11 protein-coding genes are annotated in these 17,019 nt (G+C 64.8%); 7 read left to right on the top strand and 4 right to left on the bottom strand.

Annotated features, from left to right (window positions below; all coding sequences use genetic code 11):
* Positions 1–2 precede the first annotated feature (2 nt).
* From ACT17R_RS09460 to ACT17R_RS09475, 4 genes are read left to right on the top strand one after another with little or no spacing between them, the layout of a single operon-like run.
* The gene (locus tag ACT17R_RS09460; RefSeq protein ID WP_444809329.1) at positions 3–1,442 is read left to right on the top strand and encodes a multiheme c-type cytochrome; all 1,440 of its coding nucleotides are present in this window, start codon (positions 3–5) and stop codon (positions 1,440–1,442) included.
* A 4-nt stretch (positions 1,443–1,446) separates the two neighbouring features.
* Positions 1,447–3,426: a heme-binding protein gene (locus tag ACT17R_RS09465; protein WP_186401330.1), complete on the top strand. Its 1,980-nt coding sequence runs from the start codon at positions 1,447–1,449 to the stop codon at positions 3,424–3,426.
* Between the two features lie 3 nt (positions 3,427–3,429).
* Positions 3,430–5,388, top strand: a complete 1,959-nt coding sequence (locus tag ACT17R_RS09470; protein WP_444809330.1) for a hypothetical protein — start codon at positions 3,430–3,432, stop codon at positions 5,386–5,388.
* 3 nt (positions 5,389–5,391) lie between these two features.
* Complete coding sequence (locus tag ACT17R_RS09475; protein WP_444809331.1) at positions 5,392–9,732, top strand: hypothetical protein; 4,341 nt, start codon at positions 5,392–5,394, stop codon at positions 9,730–9,732.
* Positions 9,733–9,739: 7 nt separating this feature from the next.
* On the opposite strand, the gene ACT17R_RS09480 is transcribed toward ACT17R_RS09475, so the two are convergent.
* A complete protein-coding gene (locus tag ACT17R_RS09480; RefSeq protein WP_444809332.1) occupies positions 9,740–11,833 on the bottom strand; it encodes a RelA/SpoT family protein in 2,094 nt (697 codons plus the stop codon).
* Between the two features lie 143 nt (positions 11,834–11,976).
* On the bottom strand, positions 11,977–12,312 hold the full coding sequence (locus tag ACT17R_RS09485) for a CC_3452 family protein (protein ID WP_062901216.1): 336 nt from the start codon (positions 12,310–12,312) through the stop codon (positions 11,977–11,979).
* 123 nt (positions 12,313–12,435) lie between these two features.
* On the opposite strand from ACT17R_RS09485, the gene ACT17R_RS09490 reads away from it, so the two are divergent.
* Genes ACT17R_RS09490 through ACT17R_RS09500 form a run of 3 tightly spaced genes read left to right on the top strand, consistent with a single transcriptional unit; the run spans position 12,436 to position 14,942 of the window.
* A complete protein-coding gene (locus ACT17R_RS09490; protein WP_003046553.1) occupies positions 12,436–12,945 on the top strand; it encodes a winged helix-turn-helix transcriptional regulator in 510 nt (169 codons plus the stop codon).
* 48 nt (positions 12,946–12,993) lie between these two features.
* Complete coding sequence (locus ACT17R_RS09495; protein ID WP_062901215.1) at positions 12,994–14,139, top strand: sensor histidine kinase; 1,146 nt, start codon at positions 12,994–12,996, stop codon at positions 14,137–14,139.
* A complete protein-coding gene (locus ACT17R_RS09500; RefSeq protein ID WP_186401327.1) occupies positions 14,136–14,942 on the top strand; it encodes a LytR/AlgR family response regulator transcription factor in 807 nt (268 codons plus the stop codon). The genes ACT17R_RS09495 and ACT17R_RS09500 overlap by 4 nt, the downstream gene beginning before the upstream one ends.
* Before the next feature lie 102 nt (positions 14,943–15,044).
* Here the strand turns inward: ACT17R_RS09500 and ribA are convergent, their stop codons facing one another.
* Complete coding sequence (gene ribA, locus ACT17R_RS09505) at positions 15,045–16,115, bottom strand: GTP cyclohydrolase II (protein ID WP_444809333.1); 1,071 nt, start codon at positions 16,113–16,115, stop codon at positions 15,045–15,047.
* Positions 16,112–16,906: an exodeoxyribonuclease III gene (locus tag ACT17R_RS09510; RefSeq protein ID WP_444809334.1), complete on the bottom strand. Its 795-nt coding sequence runs from the start codon at positions 16,904–16,906 to the stop codon at positions 16,112–16,114. The genes ribA and ACT17R_RS09510 overlap by 4 nt, the downstream gene beginning before the upstream one ends.
* Positions 16,907–17,019 lie beyond the last annotated feature (113 nt).

The following is a 17,019-nucleotide window of genomic DNA, read 5'->3' on the forward strand; positions in this document are numbered from 1 at the left end:
GAATGACGACGCACGCTGGCATCGGGCGCGGCGATCGGTCGTGGGCGGCGGTGGCGGCACTGGCGCTGCTGCTTGCCATGCTTGCGATCGCCGCGACGCTTTCGGCGCCTCCGGCGCGCTCGCAGGGCGAAAGCGGCGGGCGTTTTCTGGGTGTTGCGTCCTGCGCGGGATCGACCTGCCACGGCCGGATGGAGGGCGACGGCGTCATTGTCCGTCAGGACGAGTTGATGCGCTGGCAGGAACCCTCGACCCCCGGCGGCGCGCATAGCCGCGCCTGGGCCGTGCTCAACACCAGCCGAAGCCAGTTCATTGCCCGCAACCTCGGCATCGGCGATCCGGCGCGCGCCTCGGTGTGCCTTGGGTGCCACAGCGATGCGGCAACAAGCCGCGGTGCCGCGCCGGTCGAGGACGGCGTCACCTGCGAATCCTGCCACGGTCCTGCAGGCAGCTGGATCGCGAGCCATTATGCCGGGGTCGGCGCCAACCCCAGCCCCGGCGGCGAAATGCGCGAGAAGCATCTCGCCAATCTGCGCGCCGGCTTGCGCCGGCTCGAGGATCCGGTGGTGCGCGCGGGCGTGTGCGTCGACTGCCATTTCGGGGCCGCGGGCGAGGGGCAGTTCGTCACCCACCGCATCATGGCGGCGGGGCATCCGCGCATTTCATTCGAGCTCGACCTCTTCTCCTCGCTCCAGGCGCATCATCAGGAAGATGCCGATTATGGCTGGCGCAAGTTCGGCGCGGCGGGCGCGCGCACCGACCATGTGCAGATGTGGGCGGTGGGGCAGGCGACCGCGCTCGAACGCAGCCTCGCGCTGTTCCAGTCGAAACGCGGGACCGAGGGGATGTTCCCCGAGTTTTATTTCCTCGACTGCCACAGTTGCCACCGCCGGATCTACGATCAGGCGAAGCCGGTGAAGACCAGCGTCGACAATCCGGCGCGGCCGGGCATTCCCGAAGGCATGCCGCCCTATAATGACGAAAATCTGATCATGCTCTCGGCCGCCGCGCGCATGGCCTCGCCCGCGCTTGCCGAACAGCTCGGCGCGCGCAGCGCCGCCTTCCACCGCGCGATCGCGACCGATCGTCCGGCCGCGGTTCGCGCCGCCGCTGATCTGGCGCAGACGGTCGCGGCGCTCAAAAGCGCCTTCGCCGCGCGCGCCTTTTCGGGCACCGACGCCTTTGCGATGGTCGATGCGATTGCGGGCAAGGCGGTCAATGACCGCTTCACCGACTATGCGGGGTCGTCGCAGGCGGTGATGGGGGTCGACACGCTGCTTAACGCGATGGTTTCGTCGGGGCGGATCACCATCGGCGCTGCGGCGGGCATCCGCGCCGACATCGACCGCGCCTATGCCTCGGTCAAGGATCCCAACGCCTATAAGCCCAGCGACTTCCAGGCCTCCTTCGGCAGCGCGGTGCGCGCGATTCAGGCGCTGCGGTAAGCCGATGCGGACCCGATCGCGCCTCTTTCGCACCGCCGCCCTTGTCGCCGGCCCGGCACTGCTCCTCGCCTCGTGCGGCGGTGGAGGCGGCGGCACGCCGACCCCCTCGCCAACGCCCACGCCGACGCCGACTCCCACTCCGACCGGCGGCCTCTACACGCCGCCCGCGAGCCAGTCGCTCAGCGTCGCCGACGTCCAGACCGTACTCGCCGGCGCAATCGCCGAGGCGCAGGCGCGAGGCCTTCCGTCGGTAATCGCGGTCACCGACCGCGTCGGCAATGTCCTCGGTGTCTTCCGCATGAACGGCGCGCGCGCCACCGCGACGACCTCGGCGGCGCCCAACGGCGACAATATCGACGCGCAGAACGTCACCTTCCCTGCAGAAGCGGGTGCGATCGCGAAGGCGATCACCGGCGCCTATCTGTCGAGCGGCGGCAACGCCTTTTCGACGCGCACCGCGAGCCAGATCGTCCAGGAGCATTTCCCGCCCGCGCCGACGACTGCGGGGCTGGAAAGCGGGCCGCTGTTCGGGGTGCAGTTCAGCCAGCTTCCGTGCAGCGATCTTGCCGCGCGCTTCGGCGCCATGGGCGGCGGCGCGCTGATCGGGCCAAAGCGCTCGCCGCTCGGCCTCGCGGCCGACCCGGGCGGCCTGCCGCTTTACAAGAATGGCGTGCTCGTCGGCGGCATCGGGGTGATGGGCGACGGCGTCTATGGCAGCGATTCCAACATTCTCGACATCGACAATGATGCCGAGGAGTTCATTGCGCTCGCCGGGACGCGCGGGTTCGAGGCGCCGGCGGCGATCACCGCCGACAAGATCACCGTCGACGGGACGACGCTGCGCTTTTCGGACGCCACTTATGGCGGCTTGCAGACGAGCGGCGGCGCGAGCTTCGCCAGCCTGAACGGCACGGCCGGCAATCTGGTCGCGGTCATCGGCTATGCCGCCGCGGCGATCGTCGCGGGCACCGCCTATGGCAGTGAAGCGTCGGGAATCCGCGCCTCGACCGCGGCCGAATTTTCCAACCGCGACGCCTTTGTCCTGACCAATGGCAGCGGCACCAACCGCTTTCCGATCCGCGCCGGCACCGATGCATCGACCAACAGCGCGCCGCTGACCCAGGCCGAGGTGCGCGCCGTGCTCGAAGACGCCTTTGCCGTGATGAGCCGCGCGCGCGCGCAGATTCGCCGCCCGCTCGACAGCCGGGCGCAGGTGACGATCAGTCTCGTCGATACGCATGGCGCCGTGCTCGGCATCGTCCGCGCGCCCGACGCGCCGATTTTCGGCACCGACGTGTCGCTGCAAAAGGCGCGCACCGCGGCCTTTTTCTCGGGCGCCAACGCCGGGGCGGAGCTCAGCGCCAACGCCAGCGCCGACGTGCAGCATTTCGTCCCCGCGGTGCGCAGCTTTCTGAACGATCCCAGCGCGCTGACCGGTACCTTCGCCTTCGCCGACCGGTCGGGGGGCAATCTCTCCCGCCCCTATTTCCCCGACGGCGAGGTCGGGCGGCCCAATGGCCCGCTGTCGCGCCCGATCGCGCAGTTCAATCCCTTTTCGACCGGGCTGCAATCGGCGCTCGTCATCGGCAATATCGGCGCGCACCTCGGCTTCGTATCGGGCGCCAGCGCGACCGACACGCCGCAGCGCTGCACGACCTTGCCCGACGTCGCCGCGGGACAGAACCGATTGCAGAACGGTATCCAGATTTTCCCGGGTTCGGTGCCCATCTATCGCGGGGCGCAGCTTGTCGGCGCGATCGGCGTGTCGGGCGACGGCATCGACCAGGACGATATGATCAGCTTCCTCGGAGCGCATAACGGCGGCGCGCGTGTCGGCACGATCGGCAACGCCCCGATCGACAAGCGTGCCGACAATATCGTCGTCACCCTGTCCGATGGAAAGACGGTGCGTCTGCGCTACATCAGCTGCCCCTTCGCGCCCTTCCTCGACACCAGCCAGCAGAATGTCTGCCAGGGGCTATAGGCGATGAGCGCGCTTGGAAGCAGCCTGCTGCCGATCATCGCGACGCTCGCGGCGCAGGGTGCACCCGCGGCGGGGCAGGCGTTGCCGCCGCCCCCGCCGCCGCCCGAACCGCCCGCGCCCGATGGCGCTGCGCAGGGCGCGGCGCCGGCTGCGATCCCGGCGCCTGACGGCGAAGCGCTGATCCCGCCGCCGCCGCCGGTCGACTGGAAGGATGTGCTGAAAGACGATCTGGTCACCCAGATTATCGAAGGGCGCCGCCGTCCCGGCTACACGCCCGATCTGCCCGACCAGATGCGGCAGGACAATGTTGGCGCGCTGCGTCCGCCGCCGCCGCAGGCCTTTCCGGGGATCGAGGATCAACTGCCCGTGCCCGACCGCTGGCGCCTCATCGAATCGCTCGGCGTGGTCAAGGAACGCTGGTTCGATCCCTATCATCAGAATACGCTGAAGGGCGACCGGCCGATCGACCGGTCGAAGGTGCCGTGGCTCCCCATCAGGGGCGACGACTGGTTTTTCGTCGCCAGTGCGGTGTCAGATACCGTGTTCGAACCGCGCACCTTTCCGATTCCGGTCGGCGTCCAGACCACCGAGCGGCCGGGCAGCCTCGACGTGTTCGGCAAGAATCGCAGCTTCGTGTTGTCGCAGACGCTGATCGCGGGCGCCGCGCTCATCAAGGGGTCGACCGCCTTCAAGCCGCCCGACGTCGAATATCGCGTCACGCTGGCCTATAATTTCAATTATGTCGACGTGCCCGAACGGCGCGTGCTCGATGTGCGCCCGTCGCAGCCAAGCCATCGTTACGACAATTTCCTGGGGGTGCAGGAATTGTTCGTCGACAAGCATCTGGGCAACGACAGCGACCGTTACGACTTCCATTCGATCCGCATCGGCATCCAGCCGTTCCAGAGCGATTTTCGCGGTTTCCTGTTCAACGACAGCCAACTCGGCATCCGCCTGTTCGGCAACCGCGACAATAACCGCTTTCAATATAATGTCGCGGCCTTCTGGCGGCTCGAAAAGGACACCAACAGCGGGCTCAACGACATCACCCAAAGCCCGCGCAACGATTTCATCTTCACCGCGAACCTCTATCGCCAGGATTTCCCCTTCGTCGGGCTGACGAGCCAGCTCAGCGTCACCTACAATCGCAACCGCGAAAAGAACGACATCCAGATCGATCACAACGGCTTTCCGGTGCGCCCGGCCCTGCTCGGCGATCTGCGCGGCCGCGAATATGACGTGACCTATCTTGGTTACAGCGCCGACGGGCGTATCGGGCGGATCAATCTGACCGCCAGCTTTTATGCAGCACTGGGTGAGGACCGGAACAGTTTCTTCACCAGCAAGCCGGCAAAGATCCGCGCGGGCTTCGGCGCTGCCGAACTCAGCTACGATCACGACTGGATGCGCTTTCGCCTGTCGGGCCTTTACGCCACGGGCGACAGCGATCCCTATAACAATGTCGAGGGCGGTTTCGACGCTATCTTCGAAAATCCGATCTTCGGCGGCGCCGACACCAGCTACTGGATTCGTCAGACGATTCCCTTTGCGGGCGGCGGGCGCGTCATTTCGTTGAGCGGTCGCAACGGCATTCTCAATTCGCTGCGCTCTTCGAAGGAAGAGGGGCAGTCGAATTTCAACAACCCCGGCACCGTGTTCGTCGGCGCCGGTGCCGATTTCGACTTGTCGCCCGAAACGCGCGTCAGCGTGAACGCCAATCATCTGTGGTTCGACAATACAGCGGGTTTGCAGGTGCTGCGCAGCGAAGGGTCGATCCCCAAGGATATCGGCTGGGATCTGTCGGTGGCAGGCATCTGGCGGCCCAAGGCGACGCAGAATATCGTCGGCCGCCTCAGCGCCGCGGTGCTGCTGCCCGGCGACGGTTTCAAGGATCTGTTCGAGAATCGCGAGCGCGACCGGGCTTATGTCTCGGTCCTCGCCAATCTGATCGTGAGTTTCTAGACGATGATGCGCAGGCTCCTCGCCCTCCTGATCTTCCTGTTGATGGCGATGACCGCCGGTATGCAGGGCGCGCGCGCGTCGGAAGGCGAAAAGCCGGTCGCCGTCACCTATCGCTTCACCCCGCCCGCACCGCGCGAACAGAGCGAGGCCGACGTCGAGGCAAAGTCGAAGGGCTGTTACAGCTGCCATACCCAGACCGACCGGCCGTCGATGCACGCGACGCCTGCGGTGCGGCTCGGCTGTACCGACTGCCACGGCGGCGATTCGCAATCGCCCGCGGCGTTCGGGCGCCCCGAACTTGGCTACGACAATCCCTATAATCTGGCGGCGATGAAGCTTGCGCACCCCCAGCCGACGCTGCCCGGCGCGTGGGGCGGCACATCGGCGAACCCGAAACGCAGCTACACGCTGCTCAACAAGGAGGCGCCCGAATATATCCGCTTCGTCAACCCGAGCGACTACCGCGTGGCGCGCGAGGCTTGCGGGTCGTGCCATCTCGAGATCATCGAGGCGACCGAGCGGTCGCTGATGTCGACCGGCGCGATGCTGTGGGGTGGGGCCGCGTACAACAACGGCATCGTTCCCTACAAGAATTACATCTTCGGCGAGGCCTATACGCGCGACGGCAAGGCCGCCTGCATCCTGTCGCCCTCGTCGCGGCTGACGAAAGAGGAATATGCCGAGGCGTGCAAGCCGGAGTTCGGCTTCGACAAGATTTTGACCGACGCCGAAAAGAAACGCGGCGCGCTTGCCAAAATGTACCCGCTGCCGCGCTGGAGCGTGATCCCGCCCGGCGACGTCTTCCGCGTCTTCGAACGCGGTGGCCGCAACATCAACACCCAGTTCGCCGAAATCGGCCTGCCGAACCCGACCGGCAGCATCCAGCGGCTCGAGGAACCCGGACGCCCCGACCTCAAACAGTCGAACCGCGGCCCCGGCACCGGGCTGCGTGTCGCGATTCCGGTGCTCAACATCCACAAGACGCGCCTCAACGATCCTTTCATGTGGTTCATGGGCACCAACGACCAGCCGGGCGATTATCGCCAGTCGGGCTGCGCCGGCTGCCATGTCATCTATGCCAACGACCGCGAACCGCGGCACAGTCTGACCTATGCGCAATATGGCCGCGATGGCGAAAGCGCGACGATCGATCCGACGATCGCGGAGAAGAAAAGGAAACCCGATGATGATGGGCACGGCGGCGGACATGACGGCGGACATGGTGGGAGCGCTGGCGACGCACTTGGCGATGCGGCGAAGCATGCGCCGTCGCCCGACGGCCATGGCGCGCTGATCGATCCCGAAGCCGCGAAAGCCGGACCGCAGGCGGTTCCCGCGAAGGAACGGCGCGAATCGGGGCATCCGATCACCCACACCTTCACCCGCGCGATCCCGACGGCGCAGTGCATGAATTGCCACATGCACCAGCCCAATATCTTCCTGAACTCCTACCTCGGCTACACGATGTGGGATTATGAATCGGATGCGCCGCAGCTATGGCCCGGCCCCGACAACACCGCGCCGCGGCCGCCGGGGATGAGCGACGAGGAATATCAGAAGAAATACAAGCAACAACGCTATCCGACCGCCGCCGAAGTCCACAAGGTTCTCGAACGCAATCCCGAAGGCGCGAGCCCGCGCGGCCTTTGGGCCGACGTCGAGTTTCTGCGCGACGTCTATGACGTGAACGACAGTAACAAGGACACCCAGTTCGCCGACTATCACGGCCATGGCTGGAACTTCCGCGGCATCTTCAAACGCGACCGCAGCGGCAATCTGCTCGACGCCGACGGCAATATGTCGACCTATGGCACCGACAAGGCGCATATCGTCGATCCCAAAGATCCCGAAAAATGGCGCAAGAGCTGCGCCAGCTACAGCGACCCGGCGCAGCGCGACCTGTGCCTCGCCAGCGCCGATCCCGCCAAACCCGGTGTCGAGGGCAAATTCGTGCCGCCCGGCATCAACCCCGGCAAGGCGGTCCATATGATGGACATTCACGCCGAAAAGGGGATGCAGTGCGCCGACTGTCACTTCGCGCAGGATGCGCACGGCAATGGCTATATCCAGGGCGAGGTCGCGAACGCGGTCGAGATCGGGTGCAAGGATTGCCATGGCACCGCCGACGCCTATCCCAATCTGCTCACCTCGAACGTCGCGGCACGGCCGCAGGGAACCAATCTTGCGCTGCTCCGCAATTCGGACGGCCGGCGCCGGTTCGAATTCCAGTATGACGACAATGGCGAAATCACCGGGCTGATCCAGCGGTCGATCGTCGATCCGAAACTCCAGTGGCAGGTCAGCCTCGTCAAGCAGGCGGTGACTCCGGGACCGCATTTCAACGCGAAGGCGGCGCGCGCCAAACTGATGTCGCGCAGCGGCGCCGACGATGGCAGCTTTGCGTGGGGGCCGGGCGTGGCAAGGGAAGATCGCGCGCACGGCGACGACAAGATGGCCTGCTTCACCTGCCACCTGTCGTGGACGACGAGCTGCGGGGGTTGCCATTTGCCGATCGAGGCGAACTGGAAGACCAGCATGCACCATTTCGAAGGCGAGGAGACGCGCAACTTCGCAACCTACAACCCGCAGGTCGCGCGCGACGAAATGTTCCAGCTCGGCCGGCACATGCTGACCAAGCCCGGCGAGCCCGACGCCGACGGCAATCCGCGCGGGATCATCGCGCCGATCCGGTCGACATCGGCGCTGGTCTTGTCCTCGACGAACCTCAACCGCGAACGCATCTATATCCAGCAACCGCCGATCTCTGCTGCGGGCTTCTCGAGCCAGGCCTTCGCGCCGCATTTCCCGCATACGGTCCGGCGTCAGGAAACGAAGCAGTGCACCGACTGCCATCTGTCGCAGGCGGATGACAATAATGCGATCATGTCGCAGCTGCTCCTGATGGGGACCAATTTTGTCAATTTCGTCGGGCTCAATGTCTGGTCGGGGCTGGAGGACGGCTTCCAGGCGACCCGCGTCACCGAATGGGACGAACCGCAGGCGGTGATCGGCAGCTATCTCCAGAAATATGCCTATCCCGACTATTGGCGCCTGCACGTCGATCAGAACCATCGCGAGCTTAAAAATTGGGTGCGCGGCAAGACCTTCGACAAGAAAGGGTCGGGCGAAAGCCATGCGCTCGAGGAATTCGCGAATATCGTCCAGGGGACGAGCGGCCGGGTCAACTGCCTGCAACTGCGCGGCGAATATATGTATGTCGCCGAAGGCAGGGGCGGCTTTCGCGTCTATGACGTCGCATCGATCGGCAACAAGGGCTTCTCCGAACGCATCACCCGCGCGCCTTTTTCGCCGCTCGGGCACGATACGCATGTCAAAACGACGAACGCGACCTGCATGGCGATCGGCACGAACCAGCCGATCAGCATGGCCCGCAACGAGCATATCCGTAAGGATTTCCCCGAAAATCACGAACAGGCACTGCACCCGCTCTACCGCTATGCCGTCATCACCGACAGCGTCGAAGGCCTGATTCTGGTCGACATTGACACGATGGCGGACGGCGAATTCCGCAATAACAAGCTGAGCCGCGCGCTGACGTGGAATCCAGACAATGTGCTTGCCGGGGCCCGCCACGTGACGCTTGCGGGCGACTATGCCTATGTCACCACCGATGCCGGGCTCGTCGTGCTCGACCTGTCGACGCCGCTCGAACCGAAGGTGACGGCGCAGCTGCCGATGACCGATGCGCGCGCGAGTGCCGTGCAGTTCCGGTACCTGTGGGTCACTGACGCGGAGGGCGTGAAGCTGTTCGACATCACGCATATGGACCGGCCGGAACCGGTTCCGGCGGGAACGGTGCGGCTCGCCAACGCGCGCAAGATCTATCTCGCGCGCACCTTCATGTATGTCGCGGCCAAGCAGGATGGTCTGGTGATCGTCGACGTCACGCGGCCGATGGCGCCGGCCGCCTGGCCCGCGATGACCTTCGGGGGGGCGCTCAACGATGCCGAGGATGTAATCGTCGCATCGACCAACGCGTCGCTCTTCGCCTATGTCGCCGACGGACGGAACGGCATCAAGGTGCTTCAGCTTACCAGTCCGGACAATCCCGGCCTCTATGGCTTCTCGCCCGCGCCGACGCCCGAACTGATCGCCTGGGCCAAAACTCCTTCGCCGGCGCTCGCGCTGTCGAAGGGGCTCGACCGCGACCGGGCGGTCGACGAAACGGGGGGGCAGATGGCGGTGTTCGGCCGCGTCGGTTCGCGCCCCTTCACCCGGCCCGAAATGGAGAAGCTGTTCCTGAACAGCAAGGGGCTGGTCTACAAGGTCAGCGACACCGTCGATCAGGCGGCATGGCGACCGCCCCTGGCATACCCGAACTGACGTTTCGCTAGAGCCGCTCGGCCTGCACGACGCTGTCCGATGCGCGAAGGGCGGACAGGATACGCATGACATGCTGAACGTCGCGCACCTCGACGACGACGTCATAGGTGTGGAAATCGCCCTCCCGGTTCGACAGCCGCAGATTGGTGATATTCGCCGAATTGGCGGCGAGGATGCCCGACATTTCGGCGAGCGTGCCGGTTTCGTTGAGGATTACGACGCACAGCCGGGCATTGCCGCCCTCGCTGTCCTCCTGCCACCTCAGGTCGATCCAGTCGGCGTCGATTCCGTCGGCCAGGCTGGGGCAATCGATCACATGAACCTCGATCCCCTCGCCGGGCCGTGCGAGGCCCACGATGCGGTCGCCGGGAACGGGGTGGCAGCAGTCGGCAAGCTTGTAGGCGACGCCGGGGGTCAGCCCCTCGATCGACACCGCAGCGCCCTGGCGCAGCTTGCCCGGCTTCGATTTCATCTCGGCGGTGATGCCGGGGACGAGCGCTTCGAGAATCTGGTCGTCGGACAATCGCCGCCGTGCGATCGCGACATAGAGCGCGCTGTCATCCTCTAGCTTCAGCCGCTCGCGCGCGGCGGCGCGCGCCTTGTCGCCGACCTTGTTGGGCAGGCGGCGGGCGATCTCGTCGTACATCTTGCGGCCAAGGGCGGCGAGTTCGACCTTTTCCTTCGACCGGACGTGGCGGCGGATCGCGGCGCGCGCCTTGCCCGTCACCGCAAAGCCCAGCCACGCGGGCTGCGGCGTCTGCTTTTCCGACGACAATATCTCGACGGTATCGCCGTTGACGAGCTGGGTGCGCAGCGGCACGAGCCGGCCGTTGACCTTGGCACCGACGGTGCGGTCGCCGAGCCCGGTGTGGATGGCATAAGCAAAATCAACCGGCGTCGCGCCCTTGGGAAGCTGGAACAGGCTGCCCTTCGGCGTGAAGGCGAAGATGCGGTCCTGATACATCGCAATGCGCGTATTCTCGAGCAGTTCGTCGGGATCGTGCGTCTGGTCCAGGATTTCGAGCAGGTCGCGAATCCACCCCGCCTGTCCGTCGGGTGAGCCGCCGCCCTGCTTGTAGGCCCAGTGCGCGGCAAAGCCGAATTCGGACTGCTGGTGCATCGCTTCGCTGCGGATCTGGATTTCGATCCGCATATTTTCATTGTGCATGATCGTCGTGTGCAGCGATTTGTAGCCGTTGCGCTTGGGGGTCGAGATATAATCCTTGAAGCGGCCGGGAACCATTTTCCACTTGCGGTGAAAGACGCCAAGCGCGGCATAGCAGTCGGCATCGCTGCGCGTGATGACGCGAAAGGCGATGATGTCGGTGACCTGTTCGAAGCTGACGTGGCGTTCCTGCATCTTGCGCCATATCGAATAGGGATGCTTTTCGCGCCCCGACACGTCCGCCTCGATCCCGCTTTTCGCGAGCAGTTCCTTGAACTCGCGGCTGATCCCGGCGACCTTGTCCTTGCCGCCCGCGGTCAGTTTGGCGAGCCGGCCGGTGATCGTCGCATAGGCCTCGGGCTCGAGCTCGCGAAAGGCCAGAAGCTGCATTTCGCGCATATATTCATACATGCCGATCCGCTCGGCGAGCGGGGCATAGATGTCCATCGTCTCCTTGGCGATGCGGCGCCTTTTGTCCGGATTCTTGATGAAATGCAGCGTGCGCATATTGTGCAGCCGGTCGGCGAGCTTGACGAGCAGCACGCGGATATCGTCGGACATGGCGAGGAGGAATTTGCGCAGATTTTCGGCGGCGCGCTCATTCTCGGTCTGCGCCTCGATCTTGCTGAGCTTGGTGACGCCATCGACCAGTCGCCCGACGTCGGCGCCGAACAGCCGCTCGATCTCTTCGGGCGTGGTCAGCGTGTCTTCCAGCGTGTCGTGGAGCAGCGCGGTGACGATCGTCTCGCTGTCGAGATGCAGGTCGGTCAGAATGCCCGCGACCTCGACCGGATGGCTGAAATAAGGGTCGCCCGACGCGCGCTTCTGGCTCCCGTGCTTCTGTACGGTGAAGACATAGGCGCGGTTCAGCAGCGCCTCGTCGACGTCGGGATCATAAGCGCGCACGCGCTCGACAAGTTCATACTGCCTCAGCATCGCATCCAATGTCGTTCATGCGAGGCCAATTGCAATATATTTGTATCGGTGGAGCAGCGAAGCCACGAGGCTTCGCCAGCGCAAGAAAAGGGCCGCGCGGTGCAGGGGGGAGAGCCGGCGCGGCCCTTCTTGCGGGCGGAGGGTCAGCCTTCGCCGTTGCAGCGCGCGAGGTCGGCGTCCTCGAGCGGCTTGCCATCGACGGTGAAGCTCGTAACCCGGCCGGCCTTCTTGGCGAGTGCGGCGCACATCATCAGCGGACGGCTGGTGCCGCGGCCTGCCGTGCAGGTCGTGCCCTCACAGACCCAGACGACATCGCGGGCGACGAAGCGCGCGGTCTTCGCCGCGTCGGCCAGTTCGGCGCGATAGAAAGGGCCGCCAGCGGCGGCGGCAGGAACAGCGGGGAGCACCGCGGCGCCGATCGACAGCGCGCCCGCCAGGGCGAGCATCGGGGTGCCGGGGGAAAGCCGGAAATGGAACATGGGAGCCTCCTTTTTTTGACAACCGGAAGATTGCGCTTCGCGATCTGGTGCGTCCGTTGCGAAATGCAACCGAGGCCCTATATTTTTTTGGCACGGCGGCGATTTTACGTTAGGGCATGGCCTATGGGAAAATTACGCGAAAAACTGAACGATCTTGATGGGGGCAATTGCGCCCTGCCGCTCGCGCTCGAGGCGATGGGCGAACGATGGTCCTTCATGATCCTTCGCGCCGCCTTCAACGGTGTCCATCATTTCGAAGAGTTCCAGCAGGAGCTCAATATCGCGCGCAACATCCTGTCGAACCGGCTGTCGAAGCTGGTCGATCATGGCATTATGGCGCGCGAAGTGATGGCCGAGGATCGTCGCAAGGTTCTGTATCAGCTTACCCAGAAGGGCGTCGAACTGCTGCCCGCGATGATCGCGCTGCGCCAGTGGGGTGAAAAATGGGGGGCGGGGGTCCCCTCGACCCCGGTGCTCGTCGATTCGCATGACGAACAGCCGATCGGCCCGGTGACGATCACCGCGCACGATGGCCGGCCGCTGGAATATGGCGAGCTTGTCTGGAAACATCGTTCGGAACTCCAGCCGCTCGGCCAGGCGCGCGTGCGGATGGCACCGGTCGCGGCCGAATGATCCCCACTTTGCGGACGACGCGCTCGTCCCCTGATTTCGGCGGCTGACATGGCAAGCCAGACTTCCCCGATTCCGTTGTTCGGCTTTTCCTCGCCCGGGCCGTTTTTCGGGAACAAGATCCGCGCCTTCTGGAATCTCCAGATCCTCGGCTGGCTCGGCTGGTTCGGGCTGCGCGTCGTGTCGGGGCTGGCGGGCGGCCAATCCTTCGATTTCCTTGTCCTCGTCGTCGTTTCCGCGGTTACGGGCTTTTCGCTGACACTGCTGCTTTCGGTTTGCTATCGCGCGCTGATCAACCGCCGCACGATCCTGATGTGGGGGGCAAGCTTCGGCCTCCTGGCCTTCGCCACCGCGGTCTGGGCCTTCATCGACGCCTGGCTGTTCCAGATATTGAAGCCCGACAGCGAGACGAGCTTTACTGGCCTGCTGCTGGTATCGATCTATATCGACGCGACGACGCTCGCCGCCTGGTCGGCGCTCTATTTCGCGATCAACTATTTCCTGCAGCTCGAGGAACAGAATGACCGCGTGCTGCGGCTCGAGGCGCAGGCCGCGTCGGCGCAGCTCGCGATGCTGCGCTACCAGCTCAACCCGCACTTCCTTTTCAACACGCTCAACAGCATCTCGACCCTTGTCCTTCTGAAACAGACCGAGCCCGCCAATGCGATGCTGTCGCGCCTGTCGGCCTTTCTGCGCTACACGCTCGCCAACGAACCGACCGCGCAGGTGACGCTGGCGCAGGAGGTCGAGACGCTGAAGCTCTACCTCGACATCGAGAAGATGCGTTTCGAGGACCGGCTGCGGCCGCATTTCCAGATTGATCCGGCGGCGCAGCGCGCCCGCCTGCCTTCGTTGCTGCTCCAGCCGCTGATCGAAAATGCGATCAAATATGCGGTGACACCGCAGGAAGAAGGAGCCGACATTACCCTGACGGCTCAGCTTGCCGGTCAAAATGTTCGGATTACCGTGTCCGACACCGGCACGGGATTGTCAGCCGATGGCGTCGACCCCACCACCGGGATTGCAACGGAATCGACCGGTGTGGGTTTAGCCAACATCAGGGACCGGCTGGCCCAGGCCTATGGCGACCAGCAACGGTTCGAGGTGCAATCGGGCACCGATGGCGGATTCACAGTGATTATCGAGATTCCGTTTCAGCCCGATGGACAAGCGACGATTGGAACCGAACGCACATGACGATCAGAACCATCCTGGTGGATGACGAGAAATTGGCGACCCAGGGCCTGCAACTGCGGCTTGAAGCGCATAGCGATGTCGAAGTCGTGGACACCGCGCAGAACGGCCGCGAGGCCATTCGCAAGATCAAGACGCACAAGCCCGACCTCGTCTTCCTCGATATCCAGATGCCCGGATTCGACGGTTTTTCGGTGATCCAGGGGCTGATGGAAGTCGAGCCGCCGCTCGTCGTCTTCGTCACCGCCTATTCGGATCATGCGATCCGCGCCTTCGAGGCGCAGGCGGTCGATTATCTGGTGAAGCCCGTCGAACCCGAGCGGCTCGCCGATGCGCTCGACCGCGTGCGCCAGCGCCTCACTGAAAAGCGTGGCGCGGCCGAGGTTGAGCGGCTGAAGACGGTGCTTGCCGAAGTCGCGCCCGACGCGGTCGAGGAATATGATGCCGAAACGGCGGCCGATGCGCCTGCCGCTGACCGCTACGAAAAGATGATCAACATCAAGGATCGCGGGCAGATTTTCCGCGTCGATGTCGACAGCATCGAACGCATCGACGCTGCCGGCGACTATATGTGCATCTACACCGCCGACAATTCGCTGATCCTGCGCGAAACGATGAAGGATCTCGAAAAGCGGCTCGACCCGCGCAATTTCCAGCGCGTGCATCGCTCGACCATCGTCAACCTCAGCCAGGTGAAGCAGGTCAAGCCGCACACCAACGGCGAGTGTTTCCTCGTGCTCGGCTCGGGCGCGCAGGTGAAGGTCAGCCGCAGCTACCGCGACGTGGTCGCGCGGTTTGTGCACTAAGCGCCAACACATATCGTCATTGCGAGGAGCGAAGCGACGCTGCAATCCAGAGCAGGCGTAAGCCGCTTTGGACTGCTTCGCTGCGCTCGCAATGGCGAGGCTCTACAATTGATGCCCCGTGCGGTCGCGCTTCGTCGCGAGATATTGCGCATTATATTTGTTCGTCGGCAGCGCGAGCGGGATGCGTTCAACGACGTCGACGCCCTCCTTTTCCAGTCGCGCGACCTTTTCGGGATTGTTGGTCATCAGGCGGATGCGCGGGATGTTGAGCAGCGCGAGCATCTGGCCGGCGATCGCAAAATCGCGCGCCTCGACGGGGAAACCCAGCCGCAGATTGGCGTCGACTGTATCATAGCCCTGATCCTGCAGCGCATAGGCGCGCAGCTTATTGACGAGGCCGATGCCGCGGCCTTCCTGGCGCAGATAGAGCAACACCCCCCATGGCGCGTCGGCCATCGCGTGCAGCGCCGCATGCAGCTGCGGTCCGCAATCGCATTTGAGACTGCCGAGCACGTCGCCGGTCAGGCATTCGCTGTGCAGACGCACCACGGGCGGATTGCCGTCGCGCTTGCCGATAATCAGCGCGACATGGTCCGACGCTTCCTCGGGGCTGCGAAAAGCGACGATCTCGGCGGTTTCGCTCGCCGCGACAGGCAGGCGCGCGCGCGCCGCGATTTCGAGCCGCGCCGGGTCGAGCAGGGCGGAGACGTCGGCGGCGGAACAGACGGTTTCGGCTTCACCTCCGGCCGCGTGCACGAAAAAGGCGGGGAGCAGGCCCGCGTGGCGCGCCATTGTCATCGCAGTCGCCGCCGCCGCCTCGCCGCCGTTTGCGATCGTGCGAAACGGTCCTTTGAGCGGATTGGCAAGGTCGAGCGCCGGGTCGGCGATCGCCAGCGCCGCGGCGATGCTCGCGGCGCCATCCGCGAGCCGCACGGGCCCCGGCGTTGCGGCGGCGCGCTGGTTGGTAAGCTTCAGCGTGACCGCGCGCTCGCCCGAGATCAGCAGGTCGGCGCTGCCGAATTCGGCCAGCGCCGCATCGCGCGCGCTTTCGACGGCGAGCAGATCAAGAGCCCCGTCGGCGCCTTCGATCCGAAAGGGCCACCCGCGGCGCAGCGCGTCGATTGCGCGCGCGGCGCGGCGGGCGCCGCGGTCGCTACCCGCCGCGTCGCTCAAAATGCGAACTCCGTGACGAGGGGGATATGGTCGGACGGGCGTTCCCAGCTCCGCGCCGGCTGGACGACGCGGTGGCTCTGCGCCGCGTTCCGGATGTCGGGGGTAACCCACATATGGTCGAGCCGCCGACCGCGGTTCGACGCTTCCCAGTCCTTCGCGCGGTAACTCCACCAGGTGTAGAGCGGCGTCGGCGGCGCCACGAACTGGCGGCCGAGATCGATCCAGCCAGCCGCGGCCTGCAGGCGGGCGAGCGTATCGACCTCAACCGGCGTATGACTGACGACGTCGAGCAGCGCTTTATGGTTCCATACGTCGCTTTCGAGCGGCGCGACGTTGAAGTCGCCGGTCAGCACTGTGGGCGTATCGGCGAGCGCGCCCGCCCATTCGGTCATGCGCTCCAGAAAGTCGAGCTTCTGACCGAATTTGGGGCTTAGCGCGCGGTCGGGGATATCGCCGCCGGCGGGGATATAGACATTGTCCAGTCGCACGCCCGACGGCAGCGTCACGCCGACATGGCGTGCCTCGCCATTGGCCTGCCAATCATATTTGCGCACATCGGTGAGCGGCAGCTTGCTGACGATCGCGACCCCATGGTGCATCCGCTGGCCGTTGGTGACGATGTGACGATAGCCCAGATCCTCAAACATCTGCTTCGGAAACAGTCCGCATTCGACCTTCGTTTCCTGAAGGCAGAGGACGTCAGGCGCCTCTTCGCGCAGGAATTTCTCGACGATGCCAATGCGCGCACGCACGCTGTTGATGTTCCAGGAAGCAATGCTCGTTTGGGTCATGGGGTCCGGCTCTATCGGTGCGAAGCCTTCACTGCAATCGTTGCGGGCTGGTGCCGCCTGCAGCGACGCGCCGGACACGCCGCGCATAAACATAAACCCCCGTTCCAGGGGCG

It is taken from the genome of Sphingopyxis sp. Q841, from assembly GCF_052384365.1.
GTDB lineage: Bacteria > Pseudomonadota > Alphaproteobacteria > Sphingomonadales > Sphingomonadaceae > Sphingopyxis > Sphingopyxis terrae_A.

Coding starts and splice junctions, on each gene's coding strand:
- ACT17R_RS09510 (WP_444809334.1), bottom strand. CDS start 16,906: ATGACCCAAACGAGCATTGCTTCCTGGAACATCAACAGCGTGCGTGCG.
- ACT17R_RS09495 (WP_062901215.1), top strand. CDS start 12,994: ATGGCAAGCCAGACTTCCCCGATTCCGTTGTTCGGCTTTTCCTCGCCC.
- ACT17R_RS09460 (WP_444809329.1), top strand. CDS start 3: ATGACGACGCACGCTGGCATCGGGCGCGGCGATCGGTCGTGGGCGGCG.
- ACT17R_RS09485 (WP_062901216.1), bottom strand. CDS start 12,312: ATGTTCCATTTCCGGCTTTCCCCCGGCACCCCGATGCTCGCCCTGGCG.
- ACT17R_RS09500 (WP_186401327.1), top strand. CDS start 14,136: ATGACGATCAGAACCATCCTGGTGGATGACGAGAAATTGGCGACCCAG.
- ACT17R_RS09480 (WP_444809332.1), bottom strand. CDS start 11,833: ATGCTGAGGCAGTATGAACTTGTCGAGCGCGTGCGCGCTTATGATCCC.
- ACT17R_RS09465 (WP_186401330.1), top strand. CDS start 1,447: ATGCGGACCCGATCGCGCCTCTTTCGCACCGCCGCCCTTGTCGCCGGC.
- ACT17R_RS09475 (WP_444809331.1), top strand. CDS start 5,392: ATGATGCGCAGGCTCCTCGCCCTCCTGATCTTCCTGTTGATGGCGATG.
- ACT17R_RS09490 (WP_003046553.1), top strand. CDS start 12,436: ATGGGAAAATTACGCGAAAAACTGAACGATCTTGATGGGGGCAATTGC.
- ACT17R_RS09470 (WP_444809330.1), top strand. CDS start 3,430: ATGAGCGCGCTTGGAAGCAGCCTGCTGCCGATCATCGCGACGCTCGCG.